The following is a 14,467-nucleotide window of genomic DNA, read 5'->3' as shown; positions in this document are numbered from 1 at the left end:
CGATCGATACTCCTCCTACTCAGAACGTCGATCGACGTTCTTTTTTATTGCTATGTCCACACAAACAAGAGCTAATCCGACTGTACCAAACAGCTTTTCTACCGCTCAATGGTATGACAAATACTCGCCAGCTCCGAGCGATCCTTATCTGCGATCGCGACTCTATGACACAACCCTTGATCCGTCTCCCACTGTAACGACGAATCGCGGACCAACGCCGCGATCGAGTAGTCCCTATCCTTACCAGAGCAACACTCAAACCTATAATTCAACCCGTCCAACGGTTGTCAATCGTGCCATGCAGCCGGGAGGGGGGACAGGCACGATTCAAGAATGGCAGCTAAACAGCCCGCGTGGAAGAACCTCCAACGGGCTAACCATGCCGCGAAGACTTCCACCTTCAACCCCATCGCCCGGTGGTACTCCAAACGTCGGAAGTGGCTTAGGCAGTGGATTGAGCGGACGTGGGGGAAGTGTGAGCGCTGGTGGTGGATTCGGAGGCACACCCGCTGGCGTTGGGGTTTCCGCCGCTGCTGGTGCCCTACTTAGTGCGGCACTTAATAGCGGACCGGTTCAGAGTGGTTTGAGAACTGCCGTGAATGGTGCTGCGGATCAAATACGGCGATTACTTGGGAAACCGCCACTAACAGAACAACAGCGCGACGAAATCTGGAGACGAACTAGCGGGAATGCTGCGCCTAACAGCAACATCCCGCCCGGATTACAGCCAGGATCGGGAGTAGAGCGACGTGAAGGATTTGAGCCAACACCAGGACCTAGATTTTCGTTTAGCGGTGCCGTTCGCCTGCGATTCTGGGCACCCGCTGTTAGTGACTACCGTGAATACGACGTGCTTGATTTTGAAATTCGTTCAACTCCCGAACCGCTTGCACGAATCTACCCCCCAAACTGGCGCTATTCTGTCCAGTTCACTCAACCAAACGGTACATCAACGTATGAAAACGACAACGGACCACAGCTTGATATTTCAACTTTAACCATTAGACCCGTACCGGGAACCGCCACCCCGCCAGAGCTAAAGGGACGAGGAACATATGACAGTTATGAGCCGCCCGAAGTGCCGATCGGCTTAATCGGCAGTTTTCCGCCCCCCGCACCCGTCGTTTCTCCAGCACCGAATGGAGCGACTCGCGTTGGAGATGCTACAGGAACGGGCACAGGAACAGGAACGGGGACGGGAACAGGGACGGGAACGGGAACAGGGACGCAACCCGCACCGCAACCGACCCCGCAACCGATTCCAATTCCTCCCCCGCTTCCTGTCCCGCCGCCTGGTCTAGTTGACGTTCGGGGAGGATCGCGTCCTGGGTTTGAGTATCAACAGCAACGATTTAGAGAAGTCACTGAGCAACAACAGCAACAGTTTCGACGAAACGAAATCAGAGTCGGTCAGTCAGAAACACAAACGTCTACAAACACTCGAACGGGATCTGCGACAGAAAGAATCATTCAAGAGCGCGTTACGACGAACGTTGGCGGTAAAGAGGGACGGGTACCCGATGAAAAGATTCGAGAGATTGAGCAGCGGCAACGTAGAGAAGTAGAGCCAGACAGATCACCCCCTGAACTTTGCCAAAATTCCTGTATTGCTGATTTACAGCTTAATCAACGAACTAACAATGAAATGGTGCCAGTCACAGTTAAGCGGTTCGTAAGCTGGAATCGTTTGTTAGGTCGCCCGGTCTATGCTCAGGAGGTCATACAGGTGCCCGCAAACATGGCTCCGTTTGTTCAGATGATGGGCGATCGTACTGCCGATATTCGATCGCGCTTTGGTCTAGCTGAACTACGAGCGCGTTTAACTCAAGTAATGAACGTTTTAAGCACCGCTGCAACGTTGCACAATGCTGCAATGCTATCTGCAAATCTCGGACAGACATTAGGCAGTGTTGTTACAGAATCAGTGCAAACATTCGGACCAATGTTCGGACTCGATAAAGAAGTGACAGAAGCCTTTGACTTTAATGAAGTGCTAGGTAAAGCAGTAAACGAAACAATGGAAAACGCGCTAGGTAAAGATGTTTGGAACGGAACTAAAGCAACATTTACTAAGCTCAATCGCATCGTCACCACTGCGTCAAACGTTGTTTGGACAGTGCAATCGATCGCAGATTCAGCGCGAAATATCGCTGAGTTCACCGCAGAAAATACCGGAAAGATTGGTAATGCTCTAAAACGCTTCCGAGTAGTGGGAGAAAACGCCTACAGCTGGATGCCTGAACAAGTCACCGCTCAGACTGCAACACAGCGTAAATTAGAGCGCATGACCGAAGGACTATCTAACATTGATGATGCGGCATCCTCGATTAGTAGCGTGGTAAGTGATGTTCGCTCGATCAGCGATGAAGTCAAGGAACTGAAAGAACAGAAAGCTGAATTCAAGAAAGCGATCGAGGAACTCACACCAAAATCACGTCCTGACAATAAACCTGTGAAAACTGAAGAGACTGAGCGCAAAGCGGGAAGTGTAGCTCCAGACATTCAGAAAGACGATCGTGTTGAGGGAGGTAACAGCGATGAACAATAAATTCAGCCCGCCTGAGTTCATTCAAGACACCATTCGCAAAACGATCAACAAAGAGGTGATGGAATGGTTCAAAGATGTCACGGACGATGATGACATTAGCACGCCTCGTGGGGCACTAAAACGCGCTTGTACTCATGTTGAAAATGACAATAACGATATGACCATGCTGCGAATGCTGCTTTTCTACATGGTGTGCGGCGCGATGGATGAGCCGCGTGGATGGTTAGCCCCAGAGCGCGAAATTATCACGATGGAAGGCAACCCGCAGGTGATTTTATTGTTTGCAGAAACGAAACAGAGTATGAAAGCTCGAAAGGCGAAAAAACGCCACACGATGCGATGTTCATTCCGACTGCTCAAAGAGGATTTTGCAACTAGCGCAGATGAAGCAAAAATCGATCGATTAGCTATGAGCATCAAGCGGAATTTTCCACAAACCTTTAAGCACCAAGTTGCACAAACCACTTACGCCTATGTAGATAAAGCAAATGGCTATCAGTTGCGGATTGCAGCCTTTCAAGAAAACGACGCACGAGATTTAGTTAGAAAGCTGCTCGATTGTTCGCTTGATCAATCCATTAGCTTTGATGAATCAAAGTTTTCTAGGGCATCCACGAAACGACGTTCAACGCCTCCTACAAAGCGAATTTTAGGAGAGACTAAACGGCTTGGAGACAGACGACCCACCGCGATTATGACCTTGCAGCAAGCGGATTTATTCATCGCGGGCTATGGTTCTAGAACTTTGTTGCTTAGACAACCTCGATAAAAAATTGATAGCGAAATCCACGGAAGTTAGTAGCCTAATGATCCATCACTGGTCGTTGCTGTATGCGTAGATTTCGCTATTTTGATTTTTAGCCCGCAATCAAATCGCTGTGAGGCTGATGCAGCAAGGGTTTACGAACACGCTACTGAATCCGAAAGCTTAAGCTTTTAGACATTTTCTAAGCGCAAATCCCAGCCATATAACGGGTTTAGATAACCTTGTTCCGTCTTTAGAAGACGTTAATCATATGGCAACTCCAGCAAACCCATCACGTAAACGCTCTTACGTGACATTCAAAATTGGTGATGACACGTATCAGATTCAAATGGCGAATTCCCGCACTCAAGGATCGCTGTTTGCGACGATGGGATTTACCGACAAAGGCAATACGCCTGATGAAAACGCGCAGGATGTCTCTTTGTCTGATGCGCTTCAAAATGGCTTACTTGTGAAGCTTACTGCTGCTGGCAGAATTGGCACCCGGTCGGCTTCTCGTACGATCTATGTTCCGACTCCCAAAATTGAGGAAACCTTTAAGCAAGGGAAGGACAAAACGATCGGAGCTTTCAAAGTTAGAAAGATTCGCAGCGTTCGCAAGCGGACTTACTCATAATTTGACTGACTTCTCCCTTAGCTCCTTGCCAAGGGAAATCCTCGCACACTTTACTTCTCAATCTTTTAGGAGATTCTCATGGCTGCATTAGGATATGTGATCGCTGCTTCTGAAGACGCAGCAAGCGCGAACGTTCTCGTTGGTTACTGGAACGGTCGATCGCTCACTGCAACAGCAACGCAAGTCGATCTAGACGCTGCTGAAACCTTTACTGATGGCGAACTACCAGAAGTTGAATTGATGACTCAGTTCGGAAACATTCAGGTTGCACATCCAGATAAGTATCTGCAACTGAAGCGAGTAGCGATCGACGTGTCGCTAGTCTAATGGATTGGGAGCGGATAGCAGTTTTACGAGTCTCTCAGCGGAATGAAGAGACTCAGCGCTATCCATTGTTGATTGCAGCTCGCTTCCTACGAGTGAGAGGGCTAATTCTCGCGTCCGATCAGATTCGATACCGAAGAATAGGCTATTTACGAATCTTGACTCTAGAGGGAGATTTAGCCCTCTCAAAGCTCGTAGTGCAAGACTCTGAAATCATTCCGATTCCTGAATGGCTACCGCTATTTAGGGTTGAATTTGTTCCGCTCAATTGGATTTACAACGCTCAGGTCATTCTCGATCGCGCTCTTTCAAGTTTTCCGGTTCAACCTGGTGATGAGAATGAGCAAAACACCGACTTTGACGGTGATGGATGGATCGAAGGACTTCTGACAAACGGCGAAGATTTAGACGGTGGAGAATACTAGCAATGTCTCAGAAAATTCAGATCAAACGTTCAGTTCAACAGACCGGAGCACCCACAAATCTAGCGCCTGGTGAGATGGCTTATTCAGCAGTTTCTAAGAAGCTGTTTATTGGTGAAGACGATGGCACACCTGAAACAATCGGCGGATCGGGTGCTTTTGTGACTCATCAAGATTTAGGAAACGCGATCGATGAAGCAATCGCTGATTTAGTGATTGATGGGGGCACTTACTAATGACTCAGGTAAAGCTGAAAAACTCCGATGTTGCTAATAGAATCCCTACTGCTAGTCAGCTAGTTTTAGGAGAATTAGCGATCAATGTTGCAGATGGAAAGCTTTACCTGAAACGTTCAGATAATGCGATCGTTTGTGTGGGGAAAGACTTTAACTCTCTGCACAAATTCTTCAATCCCTCAGACTATCTATTCAACGATTTCTACAGCGGCTCGATCGCGCCTTTCATTGAAGGTGGATCGGGCACTGGACAGAGTGCAAGCTTCCTCACGGGCACCTCTACCGGCTATTACAGGCTCAATAGTGGAACCGCCGTAGGAGCAAGACGGACGATCAGAACTGCGTTAGATGCGATTCGACTCGATCGAGAAGCGGGCAAAGCTGACTTGTTCAGAAGCCGTTTTTACGTCAGTAATCAAACCGCCTCTGACTACTCGATTATCAGACTCGGATTTTTCAACAACGAATCAGGCACACCGACAGCCGGCGTTTTGTTAGAGGCAAATCTAGCCAGCTCCCCAAACTGGAGAATCATCACCGTTGGGGGGTCTAGCCCTCAGACCCTCGATACGGGCATTTCGATCAACTCTGTTAGCTCAGATAATCGCGATCTGAGAATTGCGATCGCAGATTCCAAAATGAGCTTCTATTTAGACAATTTCGCTCTAGAGGGAGTTGGGGGAGTGCCTGCACAGGGGATGTTCTTCGGGGCAACCATTATCAAAACGTTGGGCACTACCAATAACTCGATTTCTCTAGACCATTTAGGCGGGGGAGTGAGACAGTCGCTATGAGTTGGAGCACGATCGCACGAATCCGAATCGGGCAAGACTGGCAATTCACACCCGCGATCGCGCCTGGTCTTGGATATATCCGCTTGACCTTTGGGACTGCTGGCATTCCGGTATCAGTGGCTCAAGTCAATCTAGACAATGGTGATTTGTTTGATCAGCGCGAAATTGTTGCGACTGCTTACGCTCAGATTTTCGAGTTTGAGAATCCCGCCGTGTTTATCAATCGTGCGATCGCGCTTCGATTGCCCATTCCCGCCACCTCGTTTGATGTGCAGGTTGAACTATCCTCTGTCTTTCTGTCTGAGGGAGATGGTAACGGGGAGATTGATTTTCAGCCCGTGTTAATTGGTCAGACTCAGATTTTGCAAGCGATCGATGCGCTTGATCTCGATCCTGGGATGTCTGCAAACATCACAGCCATTCTCGAAAATCAGATCGCGCACGTCCTCAAACTCAATACGCTGCAAACAGGTCAGAATCAGATTTTGCAGCGATTGGATCAACCTGTAGCGATCGATCCTGCAATCTTGACCGCGCTTACCACGTTGCTCAATGGGCAATCCAGCCAGACCGTTACGTTAGGGCAGATTCAGACAAAGCAGAGCGATCATTCTGCAACCTTGCAGCAGATCCAAGCGAGTCAGAGTCAGATTTTGCAGGCGATCGCCGCTCCTACTCCGCTCGCATACAACGTGATCACCACCGCTTACACTGCTTCCCAATCGTCTGTTTTTAGCGGCTTAATCGGCACGTTTGCCAATCTTTCTGACAACAACGGGACAACGGGAGCTGGAACAAATAGCAGCACTGTCGAATGGATTAAGGCAACCTTTCCGAGTGCGGTCACGGTTCGGGCAGTGCGGCTAGGTGGCGGAAATATTCCGGGATGGGGCGGCGTTTCAGCTTACTTGAACGGAAAAGTGTTGCAGTACTCTACCGACGATGTGAACTGGCTCACCGCACTCACCGTCGCAGATGTACTCGATTCCGGACCGAATCAGTTCCGACTGTTTGCGCTAGGGCAACCGATTACAGCGCGATTTTGGCGAATTCTCTCATCTGGGTTTCTGTCTACTACTGAGCTAAGGTTTTTCAATTAGTTATGAATGAATTTCTGATTGCTCAAACTCAACCCCAACCAATCACGCTTCCTCCAGCTCCTCCACTGATTGAGGGCGGGATCATTGCCGCGATCGCGGTCTATGTCGTGAAAGAGGCGGTCAGCTTCTTTAAGACGAAAGAAGCGAGTGATGACAAACTGACACGGACGTTGATCGAGGACTTACGCGCCGATCGTGCGAATGAACTCAAACAACAAAGTGAAGTGTTACGGCAGCTCAAACAGAGTCATGACAAGATTGCGATCGCGATCGAGCGCATGAGTGCAACGACTGCCGATATCAATACGGCACTGCAAATCAGCAAGCGCAACGAGACAGAGATTTTTCACGCGCTCAGACAAAATCATCAGGCTTTAATCTTGATTAATGAAAAAATCGACCGACTCACACCCGGCATGATGACCAATGGAAAGCACACACCTCGATCCTGAGCACGTCCGTAAGATTGAGAGTTTTGTTCGCTGTTTGCTTCAGGGATTAAGCGATCTGCCAGAGTATGACCGAATCACGCTGTTAGAACAAGCGATCGCATTAGAGCAGCTCTCACAGGAATTGAGGGTGATCCACGCCGGCGGGAAGGTAGCGGCATGAATAACGCTCAAAGAGATTTTTTAGTTGTGGTTGGATGTGCGATCGCACTTTCGTTAATAGCAGTGTTTGTGCTGATCATTTTGGCGTTAGCACCGCTATTTTTGTAACTTCTACGTGCGGACTTGGTATAAGAACTCATAAGCCCAAGGTCGCAAGTTCAAATCTCGCCTGAGCCATAGGAGAAATCAAGCTCTAGAAAGGGATTGGAGAGGTTCTTTCGAGGATTTCTCCAATTTCACGTTGGACGTTTTTGGAGCGAAAACTGGTGTACAAATGGTGTACGGATTTTCAGCCGTTCCCAAGACTTCAGCTTTACCTTGGACTGTAAGGGGTGTTAACTCTGTTATTTAGGAGAAACCACCATGCAAGCCAGAAAACAGCCGAAAGATCGCAATCGCAAAGGATCTGTGGCCATTATCGTTTCCAAAGATTGGTTACAGCTTCGTTTTAGCTACGCAGGCAAACGGCATTACATCTCGCTAGGACTGACCGACACGATCGCGAATCGACGGATTGCTGAGGCAAAGGCAAAGCAGATTGAATCGGACATCATCTACGAGCGCTTTGATCCGACGCTAGAGCGGTATAAGCCGCAAACTGCGCTCAGCGTGGCAACTGCCAGTACACCAATTTGTACACCAATTCCAACACCACCCAAGACCTGCCTTGCTGAGTTGTGGGACAAGTACACCGAGTTTCAGCGAGAGCATTTGGAGAAAAGCACGATTGTTCGAGATTACGGCAAAATTGAGAAGCGGATTCAGAAATTCCCGAAGCCGTTTTTAGAAGATGCGGGCACTACGTGGAGCGAAGCTACCGCAGTTCAATCCCACTTGCTTAGTAAGTATGCTGCGGAGATGGCAAAACGGACTCTCAAGCAACTAAGCGCCTGCTGTGATTGGGGCATTCGGAAGAAGTTGGTGAGCGAGAACCCGTTCAAAGAGTTGGTTGCTGAAATCAAGACGAAGAGCCGCAAAGCGAGTCGAGTGTCGCGGAAGCCGTTTTCCAAAGAATGCGTCGCAGCGATCATTGCCGCCTTTGACAACGACACCTATTGCCCGAAATTCACTCCTGTGCGTCATTCCTTTTATGCTCCCTACGTGAAGTTTCTGCTTCACACAGGCTGCCGACCGGAAGAAGCGATCGCACTCAAATGGAAGCACGTCGAAAAAAATCGCATCTACATCTGTGATGCCATGCCGACCGATGTTCGCATTCGGAAGGATACCAAAACCCATGCACCTCGTTACTTCCCGATTAACGAAGAGTTGAGGACGCTATTCAAGGCGATTCGACCCGAAGACTGTCATCCAGAAATGTTGGTCTTTCCAGCTAAGAATGGCAAAGAGTTGCACACGCATAACTTCTTAAATCGGGTTTGGAAGCCGATCCTTGAGCGCTTGGTTGCAGAAGGGAAGGTGCGGCAGTATTTGCCCCAATACAACTGTCGGCACACGTTCATCACGCTCTGTCTGGAAAGTGGTGTGCCCTCGCGTCGCGTTGCGGATTGGTGTGGAACTTCGGTGGCGGTGATTGAGGAGCATTATGCTGGTTCGGACACGCTTCGCGTGAGCCAAAGGCAACGCTCACATCCAAGTGCCATCATTTGAATTAGGAAGTGCCCAATCAACTGAGACTGAGCAGTAAAAGTAGTAACGGCGACTTCGTTGCGATTAAAACGGAGTCGTCGGATTCTGAATCACACGTCTAAAATCGCAGCAGATTTGATTAATCAGTTGAATTAGCAAGCGTGATTCTTGTAGGAGAGGCTAAACTCAGATCGGTGATAGCTGGGCGAAGTTGTGAGCTTAAAGGAACTGAAGCTTCGGAATCAATATCGCACCGATCGCGCAGATCTCGTTCAGGATTTCTACATTCCTTGCTTTCAGCAGTCCGTCACTTATAGTCGGGCTGTAGGGTTCTTTTCCAGTAGTGCGTTGACGGCTGCGGCACAAGGACTCCAAGCGTTTATTCAGTCTCAAGGGCGAATGCGACTCGTGGCTTCACCCCATCTCTCAGCTGAAGATATTGATGCGATTCAGCAAGGGTTGAAGCAGCGGGAGCAAGTGATCGCAGAGGCGTTATCACGAGAGTTGGAGCAAGATTTTGAGCAGGTGATTTTGGATCGCCTTGCTTGTCTTGCTTGGTTATTGAGACATGGCTTGCTAGAAATCAAGCTTGCAGTTCATCGAAACCTTGAGCAAGGAATTTATCACGAGAAGTTGGGCGTATTTGTCGATCGAGCGGGAAATACCGTTGTGTTTTCAGGTTCTGCGAATGAGAGCGTGAGTGCATTGAGGAATAACTTTGAATGTATTGATGTGTTTCGCTCGTGGCGAGTTGGCGACGATGAGCGGATTGCTGAGAAAATTGACGATTTCCAGCGACTTTGGGACAACAAAACGCTCAATCTCGAAGTGTTGGAGTTTCCAGAGGCGGCAAAGCGATCACTACTCAAGCTTTGTTCTGAACGAATGCCGACGGGAGTACGAGAGCCAAGCGCTAAGTATTCTGTTACTCCGTCTTTATATCCTTTGCTTCCAAGTGGGTTAACGCTTCGTTCTTATCAACGACAAGCGATCGACAATTGGTTTGCGAATCAAGGATGTGGCACTTTGAAGATGGCGACTGGGAGTGGCAAGACGATTACTGCACTCGCGATCGCGGCTGAACTTTACCGCAAGAGTTTTCAACAAAATAAGCCCCTTCAAGGATTGTTGATCGTCTGTCCTTACCGTCATCTGGTCACTCAATGGGCACAAGAGGCGAGAAAATTCGGGTTGGAGCCAATTTTGGCGTTTGAGACAGCGCAAAATTGGCAAGGAGAATTGCAATCTCAGTTACTCGCTGTGCATTCTGGCAACCGACCGTTTATGAGTGTGATCACCACGAATGCAACCTTGATTCGAGAGAGTTTTCAGTCTCAGCTTCAGTTCTTCCCCAAGCGATCGCTGATTATCGGTGATGAGGCGCATAATCTAGGAGCAACTCGTTTGGAGGCGAGCTTGCCTCAAGCAATTCCTTTACGGTTAGCACTTTCTGCAACGCCAGAACGATATTTTGATGAACAAGGGAGTGAACGGCTATTTGATTATTTTGGTTCTGTATTGGAGCCGGAGTTTACGCTCAAAGATGCGATCGCAGCTAAGGCATTAGTTCCCTATGTTTACTATCCAATTTTGGTGGAGTTGACGGGATCGGAGATCGATCAGTATGCCGAACTCAGCAGTAAAATTGGTCGAGCGATCGCAATGGGAGGTGACATCAACGAAAACGAGGCATTGACGGCTTTACTGATGCAACGCGCTCGACTCGTGGGAGGAGCAGCGAATAAGTTAGAGGCTTTACGATCGCTGATGATGAATCGTCTTCAGACGCGACATACTCTGTTTTACTGTGGAGATGGTTCGGTGGAAGATGAGGTGACACAAGAAAGTACTCGTCACCTTGAAGCTGTGACAGCTTTACTAGATGAATTGGGGTATCGTGTGAAACCTTACACGGCAGAAACAACATTGGTTGAGCGGGAGGAGCTTCGACAACAATTCGCTCAGGGGAGCTTGCAAGGGTTGGTTGCGATTCGTTGTTTGGATGAAGGGGTCGATATTCCGGCGATTCGGTCGGCAGTGATTTTGGCAAGCAGTAGCAATCCTCGACAATTCATTCAGCGTCGAGGGCGGATTCTGCGTCCGAGTCCAGGCAAGGAAAGAGCAGAACTGTTTGACATGATTGTGATTCCGCCTGATTTGGGTCGGGAATCTTGGAGCACAGAGCGATCGCTGCTCCGAAAAGAGTTACGGCGGTTTATTGAATTCGCGGATTTAGCCATCAATAGCGGACAAGCCAGAAAAATACTGCTACCTTTGCAAGAAAAGTATCAATTGTTAGAGCTTTGATCATGAATGCAGAAACAAATGACATTGAAGAGCCGATTACAACCGCACCTGCCGAGGTTGAAAAGATTATTCGAGATGTGATTCTTCTAGAGAAAGAGAACATACACTCAGATCGACCCAGGATTAAAGCAGACATTCTCAAAATCATTAAGGACGCGGTTGAATGAAGCTACTCTCGATTAAGTTGTTCAATTTCCGCCAGTTTTGGGGTGAAGTCGAAATCGAATTCGCAAACTTCTTAGGGCGAAGTATCACCGTTGTTCATGGCAACAATGGTGCAGGGAAAACGACTTTGCTGAATGCGTTTACCTGGGTGTTGTATGGACAGCACACGGGAGCATTTGCATCGCCAGAGCAGCATATTAACAAACGAGCGATCGCAGAAACTGCATTAAACAGTCGGGTCGATTGTTGGGTTGAAGTGGTGTTTGAACATAACAACAATCGCTATCGTGCTCGTCGATCGTGTTACGTCGAAAAAACAAATTCAACCGATCTGCAAGAACAAGGGGGCGAACTGGCGCTGCAAATTAATAACAAGTTGGTCAAACCGCCCGAACTACCAGAAGATAAAATTGGACAGGTTTTGCCAGATAGCCTGCATCGTTACTTCTTCTTTGATGGGGAACGCATCGATCGAATGGCAAAGTCTGAAAACAAATCAGAAATCGCCAAAGCGATCAAAACGCTTCTGAGTGTGGAAGTTTTGGATCGTGCGATTCATCATTTGAAAGAGGCGCGTCGATCGCTAGATAAAGAACTCGCAGAAATTGGTGATCCTGAGACAAAACGCTTGGTTCAAGCTAAAAATGATCTCCTTGCTGAGAGGACAGAACTCGAAATCAAGCGAGAGGCGCTTGTCATCGAGATGGAAGATCAGAAATATTTGCAAACTCAGACCAGTGCAGCATTACGAGCTTCCGATCAGATTGGACAGATTCAGGCACGACGAGACGATCTCAAGCAGCAGGTTGAGGAGATTCAGGCACAGTTAGACCGGAGTGAAGATAAGCTCCGACGCACCATTTCAGCGCGAGGCTACGCCGTGTTTTTGACGGATGCGATCGCTCAATTTCGCACGCTCTCAGACGAATTACGACAACGAGGAGAGCTTCCAGCCGGAATCAAGCAGCAGTTTGTGGAAGATTTGCTCGAAGAGGAATCGTGTATCTGTGGCACTCCGTTGAAAGCTGGGACAAAACCGAGAAAGCAAGTGGAATCGTGGCTCGATCGCTCTGGGATTCAGGATGTCGAAGAGGCGGTGATTCGCATGGGTGGCGAAGTGAGCAGCATCGAACGGCAAATTCCTGAGTTTTGGGCAGAGGTGGAGCAAGAGCAAGCCAGCATTGAGAATTTGCGCCGTCATCTCTCGACTTTAGAAACGCAGCTTGACGACATTCGAGAACAGTTGAAAGGTAGCGAAGACGTGAATGTGCAGGGTATGGAGCAGCGATTGGAGCAGATTGAAAATAAGATTATTGAACTGCATCGAGAAGATGAGAATGCGGCGCGGGATATTAACGAAATTGATGCAGAAGTCGCGAACCTGAATAAGCAAATCAAAGATCTCAAGGCGAAGAGTAAACAGCAGGCGCAGATCAAGCGGCAAATTACGGCGGCTGAAGATGCGATCGTCAGAATTGAAGAAGTGCGGCGACGAGTGGATCAAAAGTTTCGGGAGAAGCTGGAAGAGAAGGTAAGGAAGATTTTTCGACAGGTTTCGTTTAAGACTCAAGTGCCAAAACTCACCGAAAATTATGAATTGGTTCTAATCGAAACGCTGATGGATGGCGAGAGTGTCGTCGCTCCCTCGACTGGGGAGAACCAAATTTTGAGCCTTTCTTTTATTGGCAGTGTGATCGATCGCGTCCGCTATTGGAGCAAGAAATATTCTCTGCTTGGGTTGGCAGATAGTAGTTTCCCGATCGTGATGGATTCTCCGTTTGGCACGTTGGATGAGAACTATCGTCGTCAGATTGCGAGGCTGATTCCGACTCTGGCAGATCAGTTAGTGGTGTTAGCAACGAAGACGCAATGGCGCGGTGAGGTCGAAACGGAAATGGCTCCTTACATTGGCAAGGAATATGTTTTGGTGTTTAATTCTGCGAAACCAGAAAGTCAATCGGAATTGATCGAGCTAAATGGCAGAACGTTTCCACTGGTGCGGCAGAGTCCAAATGAGTTTGAGTATACGGAGGTGTTGGAAGTCGATCGAGAGGCTGATGGATGAAGACGGATAGCCTGTTTTATCGGATCTTCCAACTTGCGCCCAGCATTTTCTTTGAACTGATTGGAGAATCTGGAGACACCGCCAGAGAGTATACGTTTCGTTCTGTTGAAATTAAGCAAACTGCGTTTCGGATCGATGGCGTTTTGTTGCCGACCAAGTGCGATCGTCCAGCTTATTTTTGTGAAATTCAGATGCAGAGAGATCAGCGGCTGCACCATCGATTTTTTGCTGAACTTTTTCTCTATTTGGATCAGAATCCAGATACTTACGATTGGCAGGGAGTTTTGATTTATCCTACGCGGAGTACAGAACCGGATCAATCGAGGCTATATCAGGTTCTAGTGGATAGCCCAAAAGTGAGACGGATTTATTTGGATGAATTGGGGTCAGTGGCAGAGTTGCCCTTGAGCGTTGGGGTTGTCAAGCTGGTGGTTGAGCCAGAAGAAACGGCTGTTACGCAGGCGAGGCAATTAATTGAACGAACGCAGGAAGAATCGATCGACGAAGCTTCAAGCCAAGCGATAATTGATTTAGTTGAAACGATCGTTGTTTACAAATTCGCATCGTTAAGCCGGGAGGAAATTCAATCTATGTTGGGATTAGATGATCTGAAGCGAAGTCGAGTGTATCAGGAAGCTCTGCAAGAAGGGCGACAAGAAGGGCGACAAGAAGGGCGGCAGGAAGGGCGGCAGGAAGAGCGGCGCGGGGCGATCGAGAGTTTGCTCGAAACTCGGTTTGGCGATTTGGATGAGGAGTTGTCGATCGTGGTTGAGGCGTTGCTAGAGGTTCCGGTGACTGAGGCGATGCCTTTATTGATTCGGTTGTCGCGGGAGGAGTTAGTCGATCGATTTGGGCGGAAGGGATAGTGCGATCGAACTTGAGGGAGTTTGTGCGATTGTTCATCTGATAAAGAATGTTCAGAA

The 14,467-nt window shown here is 48.4% G+C and carries 15 protein-coding genes; all 15 read left to right on the top strand.

Annotated elements, in window-relative coordinates:
- The first annotated feature begins 52 nt into the window (after nt 1–52).
- The 15 genes from NIES2104_RS31985 (at nt 53) to NIES2104_RS25735 (ending at nt 14,410) form a co-directional block, all read left to right on the top strand.
- Entirely contained in the window at nt 53–2,548 is a 2,496-nt protein-coding gene (locus NIES2104_RS31985; RefSeq protein WP_059001216.1) for a hypothetical protein, read from the top strand.
- Nucleotides 2,538–3,317 carry a hypothetical protein gene (locus tag NIES2104_RS25795; protein ID WP_059001214.1) on the top strand — a complete coding sequence of 260 codons (780 nt, stop codon included), beginning with the start codon at nt 2,538–2,540 and terminating at the stop codon, nt 3,315–3,317. The genes NIES2104_RS31985 and NIES2104_RS25795 overlap by 11 nt, the downstream gene beginning before the upstream one ends.
- A gap of 247 nt (nt 3,318–3,564) precedes the next feature.
- On the top strand, nt 3,565–3,930 hold the full coding sequence (locus tag NIES2104_RS25790; RefSeq protein ID WP_059001212.1) for a hypothetical protein: 366 nt from the start codon (nt 3,565–3,567) through the stop codon (nt 3,928–3,930).
- Nucleotides 3,931–4,008: 78 nt separating this feature from the next.
- Complete coding sequence (locus NIES2104_RS25785) at nt 4,009–4,257, top strand: hypothetical protein (RefSeq protein WP_059001210.1); 249 nt, start codon at nt 4,009–4,011, stop codon at nt 4,255–4,257.
- Nucleotides 4,258–4,412: 155 nt separating this feature from the next.
- Nucleotides 4,413–4,679, top strand: a complete 267-nt coding sequence (locus NIES2104_RS31980; RefSeq protein WP_192843630.1) for a hypothetical protein — start codon at nt 4,413–4,415, stop codon at nt 4,677–4,679.
- Between the two features lie 2 nt (nt 4,680–4,681).
- A complete protein-coding gene (locus NIES2104_RS25775) occupies nt 4,682–4,912 on the top strand; it encodes a hypothetical protein (RefSeq protein WP_059001205.1) in 231 nt (76 codons plus the stop codon).
- Nucleotides 4,912–5,706 carry a hypothetical protein gene (locus NIES2104_RS25770; protein ID WP_059001203.1) on the top strand — a complete coding sequence of 265 codons (795 nt, stop codon included), beginning with the start codon at nt 4,912–4,914 and terminating at the stop codon, nt 5,704–5,706. Before NIES2104_RS25775 ends, NIES2104_RS25770 begins: the two co-directional genes overlap by 1 nt.
- Nucleotides 5,703–6,806: a discoidin domain-containing protein gene (locus NIES2104_RS25765; RefSeq protein WP_059001201.1), complete on the top strand. Its 1,104-nt coding sequence runs from the start codon at nt 5,703–5,705 to the stop codon at nt 6,804–6,806. Before NIES2104_RS25770 ends, NIES2104_RS25765 begins: the two co-directional genes overlap by 4 nt.
- Before the next feature lie 2 nt (nt 6,807–6,808).
- Entirely contained in the window at nt 6,809–7,258 is a 450-nt protein-coding gene (locus NIES2104_RS25760; protein WP_059001198.1) for a hypothetical protein, read from the top strand.
- On the top strand, nt 7,233–7,418 hold the full coding sequence (locus NIES2104_RS25755) for a hypothetical protein (RefSeq protein ID WP_059001196.1): 186 nt from the start codon (nt 7,233–7,235) through the stop codon (nt 7,416–7,418). Before NIES2104_RS25760 ends, NIES2104_RS25755 begins: the two co-directional genes overlap by 26 nt.
- A gap of 362 nt (nt 7,419–7,780) precedes the next feature.
- On the top strand, nt 7,781–9,028 hold the full coding sequence (locus NIES2104_RS25750) for a tyrosine-type recombinase/integrase (RefSeq protein ID WP_059001194.1): 1,248 nt from the start codon (nt 7,781–7,783) through the stop codon (nt 9,026–9,028).
- Nucleotides 9,029–9,220: 192 nt separating this feature from the next.
- Nucleotides 9,221–11,314 (top strand): DNA phosphorothioation system restriction enzyme, encoded by a 2,094-nt coding sequence (locus NIES2104_RS25745; protein ID WP_072218136.1) that lies wholly within the window; start codon nt 9,221–9,223, stop codon nt 11,312–11,314.
- Between the two features lie 2 nt (nt 11,315–11,316).
- Nucleotides 11,317–11,481 carry a hypothetical protein gene (locus NIES2104_RS32490; RefSeq protein ID WP_192843629.1) on the top strand — a complete coding sequence of 55 codons (165 nt, stop codon included), beginning with the start codon at nt 11,317–11,319 and terminating at the stop codon, nt 11,479–11,481.
- Nucleotides 11,478–13,544 carry an AAA family ATPase gene (locus NIES2104_RS25740; protein ID WP_059001192.1) on the top strand — a complete coding sequence of 689 codons (2,067 nt, stop codon included), beginning with the start codon at nt 11,478–11,480 and terminating at the stop codon, nt 13,542–13,544. Before NIES2104_RS32490 ends, NIES2104_RS25740 begins: the two co-directional genes overlap by 4 nt.
- On the top strand, nt 13,541–14,410 hold the full coding sequence (locus tag NIES2104_RS25735; protein ID WP_059001191.1) for an Rpn family recombination-promoting nuclease/putative transposase: 870 nt from the start codon (nt 13,541–13,543) through the stop codon (nt 14,408–14,410). The genes NIES2104_RS25740 and NIES2104_RS25735 overlap by 4 nt, the downstream gene beginning before the upstream one ends.
- Nucleotides 14,411–14,467: the final 57 nt, after the last annotated feature.

This window comes from Leptolyngbya sp. NIES-2104 (assembly GCF_001485215.1).
In the GTDB taxonomy this organism is placed as follows: domain Bacteria; phylum Cyanobacteriota; class Cyanobacteriia; order Leptolyngbyales; family Leptolyngbyaceae; genus Leptolyngbya.
This window is presented reverse-complemented; position numbering and strand designations above follow the sequence as displayed.